Consider the following 14,462-nt stretch of genomic DNA (forward strand, 5'->3'; position numbering starts at 1 on the left):
TCATTTTAGTATATATTAGGCCTGTCTGGGGTCTAAAATATCCCGAAACGCATCTCCCAGCAAGTTCCAGCCCAGTACAAACATAAAAATCGCTCCGCCCGGCGCCGCCACCGTATACCAATAGGCAAACGGATGGCCCGGCGTACCCAGCACCCAGTTGCGCGCCATGGCAATCAGCTGTCCCCAGTCGGCCGTGCCGGGCTGGGCGCCCAAGCCTAAAAACGATAAAGAGGCCGCCGTCAGCACCACATAGCCGATATCCAAACTGGCCACCACGACCGACGGATAAATGGCGTTAGGCAAAATATGGCGCAGCAAAATCCGCGGGCCGCGCGCGCCCAAGGTGCGCGCCGCCGTTACGTAATCGCGCTGCTTGACCGACAGGATATCCCCCCGCACCAGCCTTGCATACGACGGCCACGCCACCGCCGTCAGCGCAATCATCATATTTTTGATGTCCGGCCCCAGCATCGCGGCAATTACCATCGCCAAGACCAAAGACGGCACCGCAAACACAATATCCGTAAGGCGCATTAAAATTTCGTCCGTTTTCCCGCCGAAATACGCCGCCACGCCGCCGACAAACAAGCCGATTAAAAACGCAAAAAAGGTAACCGTCAATCCGATTTTAAACGCAAGCCGCGTCCCCCACACCACGCCGTAGTACAAATCGTACTGCTGTTCGGTGGTGCCGAACCAGTTCTGCGCAGAGGGAGGCTGGGGCGCAATTTGGTAGCTTTTTTGCGGCAGCTGATAAGGATTGTTGGAATTTTGCACCGGCGCCAGCACCGGGGCAAACAACGCCACCAGCAAGAAAAACACCACGATAATCAACCCGAACAGCGAGGTTTTATTGGTATAGATGCGTTTTAAAATACGGTCGTTTAGCATATTTATTCCAGACGGATGCGCGGATCCACCGCCGTGTAGAGAATATCCGACAGCAAATTTCCCAGCACAAACAACACCGCCACCATTAACGAAAATCCCAAAATGCCTGCAATATCCAATTGCTGGGCGGCAATCACGCCAAAGCGCCCGATGCCGGGGTAATCAAAAATCGTTTCCACAATAACCGTCCCTCCCAAGAGGCGGATAAATTGAATGCTGGCCAGCGTAATGACGGGGATAATGGCGTTTTTGCCGGCGTGTTTGTATACCACCTGCCATTGGGTTAGGCCTTTGGCGCGGGCGGTGCGGACATAGTCTTTATTCAATTCTTCCAGCATGCTCGATCGCATGACCCGCACCATCAGGGCAAACGAGCCGATGCACAGCGTAACCGCCGGTAGTACCAGGTGAGAAAGGACATCGCCAAACACGCGCAAATTGCCGTTTAACAAAGAATCCACCAGCAAAAACCCGGTATAGGTTTTAAACGCGCCGCCGTGGATAATCATATCCGTCTGCACGGAATAGCCGCCGGGCGCAAACCAGCCGAGTTTGCCGTAAAAAATCATCAGCAAAATCAGCCCCAGCACGAAAATCGGAAGCGAGAACCCCCCCACCGACACCAGCCGCGCCACGATGTCCTGCCATTTGTCTTTATGCACGGCCGAGGCGCTGCCAAACCAGACGCCAAAAAAGACTACAAACAAAATGGTGATAAACGCCAGCTGAATGGTGGCGGGCAGATATTCTTTAATCGCTTGCGCAACCGGCATATTGGCGCTGGGGCTGTAGCCCAAGTCGCCTTGGGCCACGTTGGCCAGCCAGCGGCCGTATTGCTTAAACACATTGTCCCGCAGGCCGTATTGGCGGATGACTTCTTCCAGCGCGCCCATTTGGCGCGGATCTTTTACATACAGGGAAGCGCGCATTTCCGGGCTTAGGCGCTGAGTCAGAAAAAACAGCAGGAACGTTACCCCCAACACCACCAGGGGCAAAAGCAACAGTCTTCTGACAATGTAGTTCAACATACCTGCCGGACTCTCCTTTTATTTCCGGTACGCCAGCACCGCCGCGAGCGTAATTTCAAACGCCTGGAAGAATTCTTTTAAGATTAATTTTTCTTTCAGCGTATGGCAGTTGCGGCAGCCTACGCCCAAGTTTGGCAAGGTAAAGCCAAACCCGCTTAACACGTTGGCGTCGCAGCCGCCGCCGGACGCTGCGGCCCGCACCCGCACGCCCAACTTTTTGGCCGCGGACAAAATGTCTTTTACCATTTCGTTGTTGCGGGGCACATTAACGGCCGGATAGCGCTTGAAAGGCACAAATTTAACTTGCGGTTTATGCACTTTGCCGTCAATTTTCTTCGTAAAATGTTTGACGGCTTTTTCAAAACACGCTTTCATATGGGCGGTTTGTTTGGCCAGTTTGGCGTCGCTTAAACTGCGGGCCTCCCCTTTTAAATACACTTCATCCATCACCACATTGGTTACTTTTCCGCCTTGCACTACGCCAAAATTGGCCACGGTTTCTTTATCCACGCGGCCCAGTTTCATCTGCGACAAAGCATAGGCCGCCACTTCCAAGGCGGAAATGCCTTTTTCCGGGCAGACGCCCGCGTGCGACGCCAGCCCTTTTATCCAAACTTCAATGGTATTTACGGCCGGGCCCTGCACCAACAGTTCGGTGACTTCTTCATTATCCAAAATCAGCCCTTCCCGCCCTTTGATTTTTTTATAGTCCAAATTTTTGGCGCCCTGCATGCCGGTTTCTTCCGTCAGCGTAAAAACGGCTTCCACCGGCGGATAAGGCACTTGCGTTTGCTCTTTTAAGGTGCGCAGCACTTCCAAAATAATGGCCAGGCCGGCTTTGTCATCCGCGCCTAAAATAGTGGTTCCGTCCGAAGTGATGCAATCTTTCTTGACTACGGGTTTTACCCCTTTGCCCGGCACCACCGTGTCCATATGCGAGCACAGCACCACCGGCTTGCTTTTGGCCGTTCCGGGCAGAAAAGCGATAATGTTGCCCGGCGCGTCCGTGTTGTACGCGGAACCGGCTTTATCCACATACACGCGGCAGCCCAGTTCTTTTAAGCGGGACACCAAAAAACCGTGAATCTTTTTTTCATGAAAAGACTCGCTGTCTATCTGCACCAGCTCCAAAAAAGTATCAATCAAACGTTGTTGGTTTAGTTTCATCATACAGCTCCTATCAGGCGGATTTCTTTTTCTCCGTCGCAAACGGCAGCACGCCGCACGCACAGGCGTGACGCGGAAAAATTTCTTTCAATTCAAAACGGTTGCTTTTGCACGAAGCTTGGGCATAGGCGCAGCGGGCGGCAAACGGGCAGGCCCAATCTGTCCGGCCAGGCGCTTCCGCCAGCTCTTCCGGGTGCAGCCGGGGCCTCTGTACCGAAGGTACCGCCGCAAGAAGCGCCCGCGTATACGGGTGCTGCGGGTGGAGAAACAGTTCCTCGGCGGGGGCTTTCTCTACGATGCGGCCTTGGTACATCACGGCGATATCATCGCATAAAAAGCGGGCCACGGCAAAATCGTGCGTTACAAAAATCATAGACAAATGCCGCTGGGTTTTAATTTTTTTAAGTAAATTTAAAATTTGCGCCTGCACCGACACATCCAGCGCGGAGACGGGCTCGTCCGCCACTAAAATTTTGGGATCCAGCGCCAAGGCCCGTGCAATGCAAATGCGCTGGCGCTGCCCGCCGGAAAATTCATGCGGGTAACGCTCCAGCTGCGTGTCGGACAGGCCGACCGCCGCCAGCAAATCCTTCAAAAAAGCGTCCCGCTCCCGCGGCTCTTTTTTAAGGCCGTGTATCTCCAGCGGCTCGCTTAAAATCTGGCGCACCGTCATGCGCGGATCCAGGCTGGAGTAAGGGTCTTGATACACCACCTGCATCACCCGGCGCAATTTCTTAAATTCGCTTTTGGACAGCACAGCCACGTCTTTTCCGTCCGCCAGCACTTGGCCGGAAGTCGGTTTTTCAATGCCCAGAAGCACCTTGCAAAGCGTGCTTTTGCCGCAGCCGGATTCGCCCACCAGCCCCAACACATGGTTTTCTTCCAGCGTCAGGCTGATGTCTTTTAAAACGGGTTTTTCCCAATTTTTCCCTATCCAGCGGCGGCGCGTGTACGTTTTGTACAAATGGGTAATCTGCACGGGGACGCTCATGCGTGCACCTCCCGCAGCCAACAGCGTGTTTTCCGCCCGTTTTCTTCAAACAGCGGCGGGCAGCTTTTCCGGCATTTTTCCGACACAAACGGACAGCGCGGCGCAAACGGGCAGCCGGCTTGCGTTTTCCCCGGCACCGGCGGATGCCCGGCGATAACGGGCAGTTCGTCTACCTTTTGGTGCAGCGGCGCCAGCGAATTCAGCAGCCCCTGCGTATAGGGATGAAGCGGATTTTTAAAAAGTTGTTCGGCGGGCGCCTGTTCCATGCACCGCCCGGCATACAGCACGAGCACCTCATCGGCCACGGCGGCGGCCACCGCCAAGTTGTGCGTAATAAACACGGCCGACATGCCGCTTTCGGCCTGCAATTGTTTAATCAGCCGTAAAATTTGAGCCTGTACCGTTACGTCCAGCGCGGTGGTTGGTTCGTCGGCAATCAGAACGTCCGGCGAAAGGGCCAGAGCCATGGCAATCATCACGCGCTGGCACATCCCGCCCGAAAATTGAAACGGATATTCCTCCAGCCGTTTGGCGGCACCGACAATACCTACTTTTTCCAACAGCCGGGCCGCTTGGCGCCGGGCCTCTTCCTTGGAGATTTTGCGGTGCGCCAGCAGGGTTTCCGTCAGTTGTTGGCCAATTGTAAGCACCGGGTTTAAGCTGGCGGCGGGATCTTGGAAAATCATGGAAATTTTCCCGCCCCGTATCCGGCGCAGTTCCCCTTCCGAAAGCAAGGCCAGGTTTTGGCCTTTGTAGCAAATTTCCCCTTCGCTCACGTGCGCGTTGGGCGGCAAGAGGCGCAAGACAGACAGCGCATGCACCGTTTTTCCGCTGCCGGATTCCCCCACCACCGCCAGCACGCGCCCCTTGGGCAACGCGTACGACAGGCCGCAAAGCACCGGCAGGCGGCCTTCTTCGGTAGTGAAGTCTATGTGTAAATTGCGCACTTCCAAAATGGGTTCGGAGGAACAAGTCATCTTTTGTATTATACCAATTTAGAAGAAATTCCCTATAGAAAACCCGTCATTTCCCCCGTAAAAGCCCCGCCGCAGGTACCGCGGCGGCGGGGAATTTGCTACACTTATATATATGAGACATCTTGCGTGTTTGCTAAGCCTTCTTTTGCTGTGCGCCTGCGGCGGGTACGAAACCGTTACGGTTACCCTGCCGGACGGCTTTGCCGTGCGCGCCCGCGTGGCCGATACGCCCCAAAAGCAGGAAAAAGGGCTGATGTTTGTAAAAAAACTGCCCGAAAACGAGGGTATGCTTTTTGTGTTTGAACAAGACGAAGAACAAGCCTTCTGGATGAAAAACACGCTGATTGATTTGGATATGGTATTTATCGGCTCGGACAAGCGGGTTACGTCCGTAGCCCATCAGGTGCCCCATTCCTATACCTACACGCCCGACAGCCAAGTAGCCTATGCCCTGGGGTACGGGCAATACGTGCTGGAGCTGGCGGCCAAAACCGCCCAAAAGCACGGGGTGGAAGCCGGGGCGGAACTTCACTTTGAGCTGGCGGACAAATGATAAAACGCATACTGGCAATCGGGTTGGCATGTTGGGCGTTGTCGTTTTCGGCGCAGGCGCAGGAAAACGACGGCTGGGCCGCGCTGAACGCCGAAGCCAAACGCCACTTAATCAACCTCTTAAACATAGACACGTCCCTGCCGGAGCCGGACGAACTTTCCGCCGCGCGCTACATTTATAAAGAATTTAACAAACACGGCATAGACTGGGATATTTTTATCCCCAGCCAAGGCCGCGCCAACCTGATGGCGCGCATCAAAGGAAGCGACCCCTCCCAAAAACCGCTTTTGCTTATTTCCCATTTAGACACCGCCCCCGCCGCCGAGGGGTGGATTTATCCCCCTTTCAAAGCCACGGCCGAAAACGGCAACATCTACGGCCTGGGCGCCACGGACGCCAAAAATTATACCGCCGTCTATTTGGCGCTTTTTACGTGGCTAAAAGACCAAAAAATAACGCCCGCGCGCGACCTGATTTTTTTGGCCACCTCCGGCGAGGAATCCGGCAGTGAAACCGGCCTTCTGTGGCTGGGCGGCGCCCATTGGGACAAAATCAACCCCGGCTACGCCTTAAACGAAGGCGGCGGCATTATCAAAAACCGCGGCGGGGCGGACATTGTGTTTGCCGAAGCCTCCACCAAAATGTATATGGACATCAAAGTAACGGCCTACGGCACGGGGGTGCATTCTTCCATGCCGGTAAACGACAACGCCGTCTATCTGCTTTCGCAGGCGCTGGCCAAAATCGCCGCCTACAACCCGCCCGCCCGCCTGACGCCCACCGCGCGCACCTTTTTTAAGGCCATCGCCCCCCTGCAGGATGAAGACGGCCAAACCACCATTGATTTTTTGCTAAACGGCACCCCGCAAAACAGCCAATCCGCCGCCGAAGTAATGGCGTTAGACCCTTTCTTTAGAACCCAGCTTAAAGACACGCTAAACCCCACCGTCCTTTCCGCCAGCAAAGACACCGGCTCCGCCAGCGGCGAAGCCAGCGCCATTTTAAACGTGCGCCTGCTGCCGGGATCCGACCCGGATGAATTTTTTGACCGTTTAAAAAACCTGTTTACGGAAGAGGACAACATCACGCTGGAAATGCTGGAACGCCCGCAAACGCCCTTCCCGACCCCGATGGACGGAACGGACGAGCTGTTTGCCTCCATTTCCAAAACGGCCCAAAAGCTTTTCCCCGGCGCCATTACCGTGCCGGGCATGAGTCCGGCGTCGGGCGACAGTGAATTCTTGCGCAAGCTGGGCGTGATTACCTACGGCCTGGGGCCGGATATGGATCCGCTGGCGGAAAATTCCGCCCACGCGCCCGATGAATTTATCAGCGAAAAAGACCTGTACAACCAACTGCAGTTTATTGCGGGCATCGTGTTTGACTTTGCCTACGGCAAGGACTTATTGCCGCTGACGCCCCAGCAGCAAACGCCCGCACCCCCCACGGAAAACACCCCCCAAAACTAACCCGTTTTATTTTCCCGGCCCGGCCGGGTATTTGAATGAGGATACTATGCTAGCAGAAACCAAAAATAATTTAGAAGTATTTTCCCGCAACGAAATTACGGAATACCATATTTACAAGCAACTTGCCGCGCGCGAAAAAAACGAAAAAAACCGCCGCGTGCTGGAAACGCTTTCCACCGATGAGAAACGCCACTACGATTTAATTAAAAGCGAAACGGGCGTTGCCGCCGTGCCCGACCGTTTTAAAATCGTTTGGTATTCCTTTTTGGCCCGCACCCTGGGGCTTACGTTTGCCATTAAATTAATGGAATCGGGCGAGCACCACGCCTCGGGCACGTACCGCGCGTTTACGGAGTACCCCCGCATCGCCCAACTGGCCGAGGAAGAAGACGCGCACGAAGGAAAACTGATTGCGCTGATTAACGAAGAGCGCTTGGCGTATATGAGCTCGGTGATTTTGGGCCTGTCGGACGCGCTGGTGGAATTTACGGGCGCGCTGGCGGGGTTCACGCTGGCGCTTTCCAACAGCAAGCTCATCGCGCTGACGGGCGCAATTACGGGTATTGCGGCGGCGCTGTCTATGGCATCGTCGGAGTATTTGTCTTCCAAAACCGAGCAAGACGCCGGCAAACACCCCGTAAAAGCCGCCGTGTACACGGGCGGGGCGTACGTGATTACGGTGGCCCTCTTGGTGGCGCCGTTTGCATGCCTGAACAATGTGTTTGCGGCGCTGGGGCTGATGTTGTTTTTTGCGCTTCTGTTAATTGCCGGGTTTATGTTTTACTATTCCGTGGCGCGGGGCGAAAACTTTAAACACCGCTTTATTGAAATGACGTGTTTGAGTTTTGGCGTGGCGGCGGTAAGCTTTTTAATCGGATTTGCACTAAAAACGTTTACGGGGATAGAAGCCTGATTCCCCCTCTTTTCAAAAACCGCGCCCGTAAAACGGCGCGGTTTTTTGTTTGCTTAAAAGGGATCTTTCGCCCGGCGATGCAGAGACCCTGCAGGGGCGTGGGCACGGCCGCACCCTAAGGATTGCCGCCTTGCCGGTGCAAAGCGGCGCACGCGGCCCCTGCCTAAGAAGGCATAAAAAAACCGCTCCCGAAATTCGGGAGCGGGTAAAACTTGTGTAAGCAGAAGCTTAGTGGCCGCCGCCAGCAGCAGCGCCAGTGCCAGCCGGTTTTTTATAGCCGCTCGGCCACGCAGAAGCACCCTGTCCGGTACCCTGAGGATTTTTCGTATAAGGCAAGTCACCCGCCGTTTCTACACCGTGGTATTCCATGCAGAACGCCGCATCATCCGGAGCGGTGCCGGGTACGCAGTAAGGCGTATCGGTGGAATCATACAATTTTTCCAAGGTATACGTATATTGACCCGTACCTACGCGTTTGGCGATTACACCGGAAGTGTTCTGATCAGCAGCGGAAGTTCCGTACAAGGTGATTTCAAACGCATTCTGACCACCGCAGTTAGCCGCCTGCGTGCCTTTGGTGCAATACACGGCAGTAGCCGTGGCATTGGCCGGAGCAACGTCCAAGCTGGTCCAGTTCTGGGCATATTTACCGGTTTTCATTTTGTAGCGCTGTTGAGCGTTGACGACGGTACCAATCATGGTATCGGCTTCAGCCGCGCGGGCGCGTTCCACCGCTTTGAAGTAAGCGGGCATGGCCATGGCGGCCAAGATGCCGATAATCAAGACGACTACCAGCAATTCAATCAGGGTGAAACCCTTCTTATTATTCATAGCTTTATCTCCTTTTTTATAACGGCCTGAAAAGATTTTTATACACCCTTTTCAGCCCGTACCTTAAATGTAACAAAAATCGGAAAAAGAATCAAGACCCGTTTTGTTCCTATTTTTTAAACCGCTTGTTGCTCCGTTATGCTCCTTATATATTCATCCGCAGGCGGATGGGGCAATGGTCGGAACCCGTTACATCGGTTAAGATGTCCGCCCCCGTTACGTTAGGCAGCGATTTTTCGTCCACCATAAAATAATCAATCCGCCAGCCCACGTTGCGCTCGCGCGCGCGGGTTTTGTAATCCCACCAAGTGTAATGCCCGCCGGAGGTTTCAAACGCGCGGTACGCGTCTGTATAGCCTTCCGTAAAAAAGCGGTCTAACCAAGCGCGTTCTTCGGGCAGGAATCCCGTTACGCCCGCATTCTCTTTGGGGCGCGCCAAATCTATTTCCCGGTGGGCGGTGTTCACGTCCCCGCAGGCAATCACGGTTTTGCCCGTTTTAAAAAGTTCTTTGCTCTTTTCCAAAAACCGTTCGTAAAAGCGCAGTTTAAACGCAATGCGCGCTTCCCCCTGCCCGCCGTTGGGAAAATAGATGTTTAAAAAATAAAAATGCGGATACTCCAAAATAAGCGTGCGGCCTTCCTTATCAAACTCTTCCACGCCAAGCCCGCACGAAACCGCCAGCGGTTTCTCCTTGCAAAAGCACGCCACCCCGCTGTATCCCTTCCGCTCGGCACAGCAATAAAACGCGTGATAGCCCGGCGGATTTTGCAAAGCGGCGGAAAGCTGCTCGGGGCAGGCTTTCGTTTCCTGCACGGCCAAGATATCCGCCCCGCAGGAAGACAGAAAATCCAAAAACCCTTTCTTCTCCGCGGCGCGGATGCCGTTTACGTTCCACGAAATAAATGTTTTGCTCATTTGGCCCTCTTATTTGAAATGGTATAATATATTATAAATTAAATCTGCCGCTTCCCCTCAAAACGGCGTCAGGAGTCCGTACTATGATTAAACAAGGAAAATGCTTTTTTACCTCCGAGTCCGTCTCCAAAGGCCACCCGGACAAAGTCTGCGATCAAATTTCCGACGCTATTTTGGACGAAATTTTAAAGAAAGACAAAACCGCCCGCGTAGCCTGCGAAACGTATATCACGAGGGGGCTCGTCATCGTGGGCGGCGAAATTACCACCCGCACGTGGGTGGATGTGGAACAAATCGCGCGCGATGTGATTAAAAACATCGGCTACGACGACGCCAAATACGGCTTTAACTACAAAACCTGCGCGGTGATTAACGTCATCGGCAAGCAATCGCCCGACATCAGCCAAGGGGTGGATGTGGGCGGCGCGGGCGACCAAGGGCTGATGGTGGGATATGCCGTGGACGAAACACTGGAATATATGCCGCTGTCGCTGGTGCTGTCGCACGAAATTTTGAAAAATCTGGAAAAAGCCCGCCGCACCAAAATGCTGCCTTACCTGGGGCCCGACGCCAAAAGCCAGGTAACCGTGGAATACCAAGACGGCAAACCCGTGCGCGTGGACACAATCGTCGTTTCCACCCAGCACACCGAAGAAATTTTAGACCGCTCCGGCAGCAAAATTACCGAAAAATCCAAAAAAGAAATTGAAGCCGCGGCCATTATTCCCGCCGTTAAAAAATGGATTGATAAAGACACCAAAATCTACATCAACCCCACCGGCAAATTTGTAATCGGCGGCCCCCAGTCCGACACGGGGCTTACCGGCCGCAAAATTATCGTGGACACCTACGGCGGCCGCTGCCCGCACGGAGGCGGCGCCTTCTCCGGCAAAGACCCAACCAAGGTAGACCGCTCCGCCGCCTACATGGCGCGCTACATCGCCAAAAACATCGTGGCCGCCAAGCTGGCCCACGAATGCACGGTGCAAATCGCCTACGCCATCGGGCGGGAGGAACCGGTCGGCTTCTACGTGGATACCGACGGGACGGGCGTCATCCCCGATGAAAAACTGGCCCAAATTGCACGCAAGCTTTTCCCGCTTACGCCGCGGGGAATTATTGAGTATTTTAAACTCAGAAATCCCATTTATCTTGCCACCGCTTCTTTCGGGCATTTCGGACGCAAAGAATTCCCCTGGGAAGCGACCGACAAGGTAAGCGCGCTTCAAAAAGCCGCCAAATAATTTAAAAGCTCCGCCCGCGCGGCGGGGCTTTTTGCCATTATGATGAAATCACGAGTACAAGAAGCCAAAAACAAACACAAACAGGGTTACAACTGCGCCCAAGCCGTCGCGTGTACGTACTGCGACCTGTTGGGCATGGACGAAAAAACCGCCTTCCGCGCCGTGGAAGCCTACGGGCTGGGCATTGCCAAACGCTACGAAACGTGCGGCTCCGTCTGCGCGATGATGATGCTGGCCGGCCTTAAAAACAGCGACGCCAACCTACAGGCCCCCGCGTCCAAGTTTTCCACCTTTGAGTTGGGCAACAAAATGATTCAAAAATTTGAGGACTGGAACACCTCCTCCTGCTGCGCGCTCCTGCGCGGAACGGACGGAAAGACCGACCGCCTGCGATCCTGCCGCGGCTGCGTGGCCGATTGTGCACGCATCGTGGAGGATTTCCTGTTCCCCGGCCAATTTGAGCCGTATGAAGAAAGACATCCGGAGGAAGAATAATGAAAAAAATTTGCATGATTGTAACGGACGGATTTGAAGAAATAGAAGCCGTGGGCACCTTTGCCATTTTGCGCCGCGGCGGCGTGACGGTGGATATTTACTCGCTGTTGGATAAGGACGCCACCGGCCGCTTTGGTTTAACCTGCACGAAACTGCTGCCGTTTTCCAAGCTGGACGCCGCCCAATATGACCTGCTCGTCATCCCCGGCGGGGCGCAGTACAAGGCCCTGGAAGCCAGCCCGGAAGTGCACGCGCTGATTAAGCAGTTTATGGACGCCGGCAAAACCGTGGCCGCCATCTGCGCCGGGCCGACCATTCTGGGCCACGACGGCTATTTAAAAGGCCGCCGCTACACCTGCTTTACTTCCATGAATGAAGATTTTGGCGGCACCTACTGCGAAGATTACGCCGTAAAAGACGGCAACATTATTTCCGGCAAATCCGCCGCGGCGACGATTGACTTTGCTTTCCTCGTCTTGGAAGACGCCGCCGGCAAAACCGTGGCCGACCAAACCAAAAAAGCCATCTATTATAAAGGAAATTAATCTTCACACCACCCAAAACCACCCGAAGAAATACCCTTCGGGTGGTTTTCTTTTAAAAAACGCCTTCTATCCGCTTCTCGCCTTCTCCCCCTCCCCGCGAAAACGGCGCGCCCCAACCGGGCCCCAACGGGAAATCCGTATTGTTGCCTCCCGGGCAGGGAAACAATCCCCCCTTTTGTCAGCAGATACATTTTTCCCAATAAAAAAGGCCGGGAAAAATTCCCGGCCTGATTGTTCTAAACTTTCGCTTTTAAAACCGCAGCGTCAGCGAGGCTTCCGCCCCCAACCCGTAATAGGCATAGTTGGCGGCCAAACTTAAATCCATATACGAAGGCAGTTTGAAGTTGAACCCCACCGTGGCACGCGCCGTGGCGGCGTGTTCGCTTTCGCCTTCCAGCGTAGCGTCCAGCTGGGCTTGGTTAATGTTCAGCGTGGTATAATCCACCCCGCCGCCGATGTACGGCACAAAGTATTTAAACTTCATCGACAATACCAAGCTGGCGTTATAATGCGTGGCCGAAAAATCCCGCGCGCTGGCGCTGTGCGCGGCCACCACCAGCATCGGCTGGAAGGAGCCCAACACTTCACTGGGGCGCGTAATCCCCCAGCGCAGGCCGCCGCCTGCAATCGTCAGCCCTTGGTAGCTGCTGGCGCGGATAAACCCGTCAATGCGAAACGGCATCCCGATATCGGCCTGCAACCACGGATAAAAAACTTCCCCCACTTCATCGCGGTCGCCCAACGCGGTGTGCTGTTTGGTAGCATAATCCGCGCCGTTGCCTTGGCTCATCCGAAAAACCATACTGCCGCGCGGCCCGATTTGAAAGCCGCCCCAGCCCAAAATGCGCCCCGTGGTATACGTGCCCGAGCCGATCAGCCCGCCCAAGTCTTTGGTAAACGCGCGGACGTTATCGCGCGTTACGTTGGCGCTGAAATCGTCCCAAATGTTCCGGGCCGACGCGCCGGAAACGCCCAACAACACAACGGCAAGCGCCGCCCATATTCCTTTTATATTCATTTGTTTTCCTCAAATTAAATTGTGACCGTACGCCCTTTTACGACAAAAGGACTTCGTCGCCTTTTTTTACCCGCCCGGCTAATGTACCGCCTGGCAGTTCCAGCGTATAGCGCGAGCCGCGCACAAACCGGCCAAAACGCCACGGTTTCATTTGCTCGGCTACATATAATACCAACCCGTCTTTATTAAAAAAAACGGCATCAATGTTAAAACGCATAAAACACGTGTGAATTTGCGGGCAGGGATCCAGCAACAACCCTTTCCCGGGCTCCAGCCCGCGGCGAAACATCAACCCTTTGAGTCGGGTAAAATAGGTGTTGGCTATTTCTACCTCCTTAGCCAGCACTTCGCCGGTGCGTTTTAACGTACACTTCATTTTTGTTCCTTAGGGGCCGCTTCCTGCGCGGCACGGGCGAAGAGCATTTGCCGTACGCGCTGTTGAAGCGAGTCATTTAAAAAAGAAAAATGTTCCGGCTCAATCACACGGTAACCGGTCGGATTTTTAAAAATTAAAAACGTAATCAGCCACTGCCCGCCGAAGGAAACGTCCGCAATCCACATATCCGCGCGCGTCTGTGCGGCGCGCATTTCAACAATCCGGGCATCCGCCGAAACGGCGGGCTGGCGGCAGTTGCCGGAGCAATTTTTCACAAAGAAAAAAGTTTCCTCATCCAGCATACGCACGTTGGCGTATTTTCCGCGGGCCAGCGGCAAAACGGGCCGTCCGTCTTCTACGGATACATCGTGAACGGCAAAGAAAGAACCATACTGCACATCAAATGCGCACAGCCCGCCCGAAACGAACAAAGCCGCTATCGTTAAGGCCGTGCGCCGAAAAAACATTACGCGGCCACGCGTTCTACATAGTTGCCGGTGCGGGTGTCCACCAGCACGGTGTCACCCTCGTTGATGAAAAGCGGCACTTTAATCACCGCGCCGGTTTCCAGCGTGGCTTCTTTGGTGGTGTTGGCCACGGTGTCGCCTTTTACGCCGGGAACGGTGGAGGCGATTTTGAGCGGAACTTTAATCGGCAATTCCACGTTGAAGAGTTTGTCGTTGATGTAAATGCCGATGGCGTCCATATTGTCTTTTAAGTATTTGGTCAAATCGCCCAGTTTTTTTACTTCCACTTCCACCTGGTCGTAGGTTTCGGTATTCATGAAGGTGGCCATATCGCCGTTGGTATAGAGATACTGGAACGGGCGTTTTTCCACTTCCACTTCTTTAAATTTGTCTTCGGGGCGGTAGGCGGTTTCAATCACGGCGCCGGTATTGATGTTGCGCAGTTTCACGCGCACCACGGCGCGGGCTTGGCTTTTGCGGTGATGCTGGAATTCGATGATTTCCACCAACTGACCGTTTTCGTCTTCAAAAATAAGTCCTTCGCGAAATTCAGTAGTACTTAACATGTTATACCTCTTTGT

17 protein-coding genes are annotated in these 14,462 nt (G+C 54.2%); 6 read left to right on the forward strand and 11 right to left on the reverse strand.

The window, feature by feature from the left end; translation table 11 throughout:
* Nucleotides 1-15 precede the first annotated feature (15 nt).
* Genes B5F75_RS04880 through B5F75_RS04900 form a run of 5 tightly spaced genes read right to left on the reverse strand, consistent with a single transcriptional unit; the run spans nt 16 to nt 5,054 of the window.
* The gene (locus B5F75_RS04880; RefSeq protein ID WP_087288542.1) at nt 16-891 is read right to left on the reverse strand and encodes an ABC transporter permease; all 876 of its coding nucleotides are present in this window, start codon (nt 889-891) and stop codon (nt 16-18) included.
* A 2-nt stretch (nt 892-893) separates the two neighbouring features.
* Entirely contained in the window at nt 894-1,919 is a 1,026-nt protein-coding gene (locus tag B5F75_RS04885) for an ABC transporter permease (RefSeq protein ID WP_087288545.1), read from the reverse strand.
* An 18-nt stretch (nt 1,920-1,937) separates the two neighbouring features.
* Nucleotides 1,938-3,089 carry a M20/M25/M40 family metallo-hydrolase gene (locus tag B5F75_RS04890; RefSeq protein ID WP_087288547.1) on the reverse strand — a complete coding sequence of 384 codons (1,152 nt, stop codon included), beginning with the start codon at nt 3,087-3,089 and terminating at the stop codon, nt 1,938-1,940.
* A gap of 10 nt (nt 3,090-3,099) precedes the next feature.
* Nucleotides 3,100-4,077 (reverse strand): oligopeptide/dipeptide ABC transporter ATP-binding protein, encoded by a 978-nt coding sequence (locus B5F75_RS04895; protein ID WP_087288550.1) that lies wholly within the window; start codon nt 4,075-4,077, stop codon nt 3,100-3,102.
* Nucleotides 4,074-5,054 carry an ABC transporter ATP-binding protein gene (locus B5F75_RS04900; RefSeq protein WP_087288551.1) on the reverse strand — a complete coding sequence of 327 codons (981 nt, stop codon included), beginning with the start codon at nt 5,052-5,054 and terminating at the stop codon, nt 4,074-4,076. The genes B5F75_RS04895 and B5F75_RS04900 overlap by 4 nt, the downstream gene beginning before the upstream one ends.
* A 112-nt stretch (nt 5,055-5,166) precedes the next feature.
* Here B5F75_RS04900 and B5F75_RS04905 point away from each other — a divergent pair, with 112 nt between their 5' ends.
* From B5F75_RS04905 to B5F75_RS04915, 3 genes are read left to right on the forward strand one after another with little or no spacing between them, the layout of a single operon-like run.
* The gene (locus B5F75_RS04905; RefSeq protein WP_087288552.1) at nt 5,167-5,607 is read left to right on the forward strand and encodes a DUF192 domain-containing protein; all 441 of its coding nucleotides are present in this window, start codon (nt 5,167-5,169) and stop codon (nt 5,605-5,607) included.
* Nucleotides 5,604-7,076 (forward strand): M20/M25/M40 family metallo-hydrolase, encoded by a 1,473-nt coding sequence (locus tag B5F75_RS04910; RefSeq protein ID WP_087288554.1) that lies wholly within the window; start codon nt 5,604-5,606, stop codon nt 7,074-7,076. The genes B5F75_RS04905 and B5F75_RS04910 overlap by 4 nt, the downstream gene beginning before the upstream one ends.
* A 46-nt stretch (nt 7,077-7,122) precedes the next feature.
* Nucleotides 7,123-7,989 carry a VIT1/CCC1 transporter family protein gene (locus B5F75_RS04915; RefSeq protein ID WP_087288556.1) on the forward strand — a complete coding sequence of 289 codons (867 nt, stop codon included), beginning with the start codon at nt 7,123-7,125 and terminating at the stop codon, nt 7,987-7,989.
* A gap of 228 nt (nt 7,990-8,217) precedes the next feature.
* On the opposite strand, the gene B5F75_RS07725 is transcribed toward B5F75_RS04915, so the two are convergent.
* Together B5F75_RS07725 and B5F75_RS04925 are read right to left on the reverse strand one after the other, a co-directional pair.
* Complete coding sequence (locus B5F75_RS07725) at nt 8,218-8,820, reverse strand: type IV pilin protein (protein ID WP_087288557.1); 603 nt, start codon at nt 8,818-8,820, stop codon at nt 8,218-8,220.
* Nucleotides 8,821-8,965: 145 nt separating this feature from the next.
* Nucleotides 8,966-9,736, reverse strand: coding sequence for an exodeoxyribonuclease III (locus B5F75_RS04925; protein ID WP_087288560.1), 771 nt, complete (start codon nt 9,734-9,736; stop codon nt 8,966-8,968).
* A gap of 83 nt (nt 9,737-9,819) precedes the next feature.
* Here B5F75_RS04925 and metK point away from each other — a divergent pair, with 83 nt between their 5' ends.
* From metK to B5F75_RS04940, 3 genes are read left to right on the forward strand one after another with little or no spacing between them, the layout of a single operon-like run.
* Nucleotides 9,820-10,980 carry a methionine adenosyltransferase gene (gene metK, locus B5F75_RS04930; protein ID WP_087288562.1) on the forward strand — a complete coding sequence of 387 codons (1,161 nt, stop codon included), beginning with the start codon at nt 9,820-9,822 and terminating at the stop codon, nt 10,978-10,980.
* A gap of 39 nt (nt 10,981-11,019) precedes the next feature.
* Nucleotides 11,020-11,475: a C-GCAxxG-C-C family protein gene (locus B5F75_RS04935; RefSeq protein WP_087288564.1), complete on the forward strand. Its 456-nt coding sequence runs from the start codon at nt 11,020-11,022 to the stop codon at nt 11,473-11,475.
* On the forward strand, nt 11,475-12,020 hold the full coding sequence (locus B5F75_RS04940) for a DJ-1/PfpI family protein (protein ID WP_087288566.1): 546 nt from the start codon (nt 11,475-11,477) through the stop codon (nt 12,018-12,020). The genes B5F75_RS04935 and B5F75_RS04940 overlap by 1 nt, the downstream gene beginning before the upstream one ends.
* A 250-nt stretch (nt 12,021-12,270) precedes the next feature.
* Here the strand turns inward: B5F75_RS04940 and B5F75_RS04945 are convergent, their stop codons facing one another.
* The 4 genes from B5F75_RS04945 to efp are packed head-to-tail and all read right to left on the reverse strand — an operon-like array spanning nt 12,271 to nt 14,447.
* The gene (locus B5F75_RS04945; RefSeq protein ID WP_087288568.1) at nt 12,271-13,038 is read right to left on the reverse strand and encodes a hypothetical protein; all 768 of its coding nucleotides are present in this window, start codon (nt 13,036-13,038) and stop codon (nt 12,271-12,273) included.
* Nucleotides 13,039-13,075: 37 nt separating this feature from the next.
* Nucleotides 13,076-13,414: a DUF192 domain-containing protein gene (locus B5F75_RS04950; protein ID WP_087288572.1), complete on the reverse strand. Its 339-nt coding sequence runs from the start codon at nt 13,412-13,414 to the stop codon at nt 13,076-13,078.
* A complete protein-coding gene (locus B5F75_RS04955) occupies nt 13,411-13,881 on the reverse strand; it encodes a hypothetical protein (RefSeq protein WP_087288574.1) in 471 nt (156 codons plus the stop codon). The genes B5F75_RS04950 and B5F75_RS04955 overlap by 4 nt, the downstream gene beginning before the upstream one ends.
* Nucleotides 13,881-14,447, reverse strand: a complete 567-nt coding sequence (gene efp, locus B5F75_RS04960; RefSeq protein WP_087288576.1) for an elongation factor P — start codon at nt 14,445-14,447, stop codon at nt 13,881-13,883. The genes B5F75_RS04955 and efp overlap by 1 nt, the downstream gene beginning before the upstream one ends.
* Between the last annotated feature and the right edge of the window lie 15 nt (nt 14,448-14,462).

Source organism: Elusimicrobium sp. An273, assembly GCF_002159705.1.
In the GTDB taxonomy this organism is placed as follows: Bacteria; Elusimicrobiota; Elusimicrobia; order Elusimicrobiales; family Elusimicrobiaceae; genus Avelusimicrobium; species Avelusimicrobium gallicola.

Excerpts from the sequence above, each read along its gene's own strand:
- B5F75_RS04880 (WP_087288542.1), bottom strand. The coding sequence starts at position 891 with ATGCTAAACGACCGTATTTTAAAACGCATCTATACCAATAAAACCTCG.
- B5F75_RS04885 (WP_087288545.1), bottom strand. The coding sequence starts at position 1,919 with ATGTTGAACTACATTGTCAGAAGACTGTTGCTTTTGCCCCTGGTGGTG.
- B5F75_RS04890 (WP_087288547.1), bottom strand. The coding sequence starts at position 3,089 with ATGATGAAACTAAACCAACAACGTTTGATTGATACTTTTTTGGAGCTG.
- B5F75_RS04895 (WP_087288550.1), bottom strand. The coding sequence starts at position 4,077 with ATGAGCGTCCCCGTGCAGATTACCCATTTGTACAAAACGTACACGCGC.
- B5F75_RS04900 (WP_087288551.1), bottom strand. The coding sequence starts at position 5,054 with ATGACTTGTTCCTCCGAACCCATTTTGGAAGTGCGCAATTTACACATA.
- B5F75_RS04905 (WP_087288552.1), top strand. The coding sequence starts at position 5,167 with ATGAGACATCTTGCGTGTTTGCTAAGCCTTCTTTTGCTGTGCGCCTGC.
- B5F75_RS04910 (WP_087288554.1), top strand. The coding sequence starts at position 5,604 with ATGATAAAACGCATACTGGCAATCGGGTTGGCATGTTGGGCGTTGTCG.
- B5F75_RS04915 (WP_087288556.1), top strand. The coding sequence starts at position 7,123 with ATGCTAGCAGAAACCAAAAATAATTTAGAAGTATTTTCCCGCAACGAA.
- B5F75_RS07725 (WP_087288557.1), bottom strand. The coding sequence starts at position 8,820 with ATGAATAATAAGAAGGGTTTCACCCTGATTGAATTGCTGGTAGTCGTC.
- B5F75_RS04925 (WP_087288560.1), bottom strand. The coding sequence starts at position 9,736 with ATGAGCAAAACATTTATTTCGTGGAACGTAAACGGCATCCGCGCCGCG.
- metK (WP_087288562.1), top strand. The coding sequence starts at position 9,820 with ATGATTAAACAAGGAAAATGCTTTTTTACCTCCGAGTCCGTCTCCAAA.
- B5F75_RS04935 (WP_087288564.1), top strand. The coding sequence starts at position 11,020 with ATGATGAAATCACGAGTACAAGAAGCCAAAAACAAACACAAACAGGGT.
- B5F75_RS04940 (WP_087288566.1), top strand. The coding sequence starts at position 11,475 with ATGAAAAAAATTTGCATGATTGTAACGGACGGATTTGAAGAAATAGAA.
- B5F75_RS04945 (WP_087288568.1), bottom strand. The coding sequence starts at position 13,038 with ATGAATATAAAAGGAATATGGGCGGCGCTTGCCGTTGTGTTGTTGGGC.
- B5F75_RS04950 (WP_087288572.1), bottom strand. The coding sequence starts at position 13,414 with ATGAAGTGTACGTTAAAACGCACCGGCGAAGTGCTGGCTAAGGAGGTA.
- B5F75_RS04955 (WP_087288574.1), bottom strand. The coding sequence starts at position 13,881 with ATGTTTTTTCGGCGCACGGCCTTAACGATAGCGGCTTTGTTCGTTTCG.
- efp (WP_087288576.1), bottom strand. The coding sequence starts at position 14,447 with ATGTTAAGTACTACTGAATTTCGCGAAGGACTTATTTTTGAAGACGAA.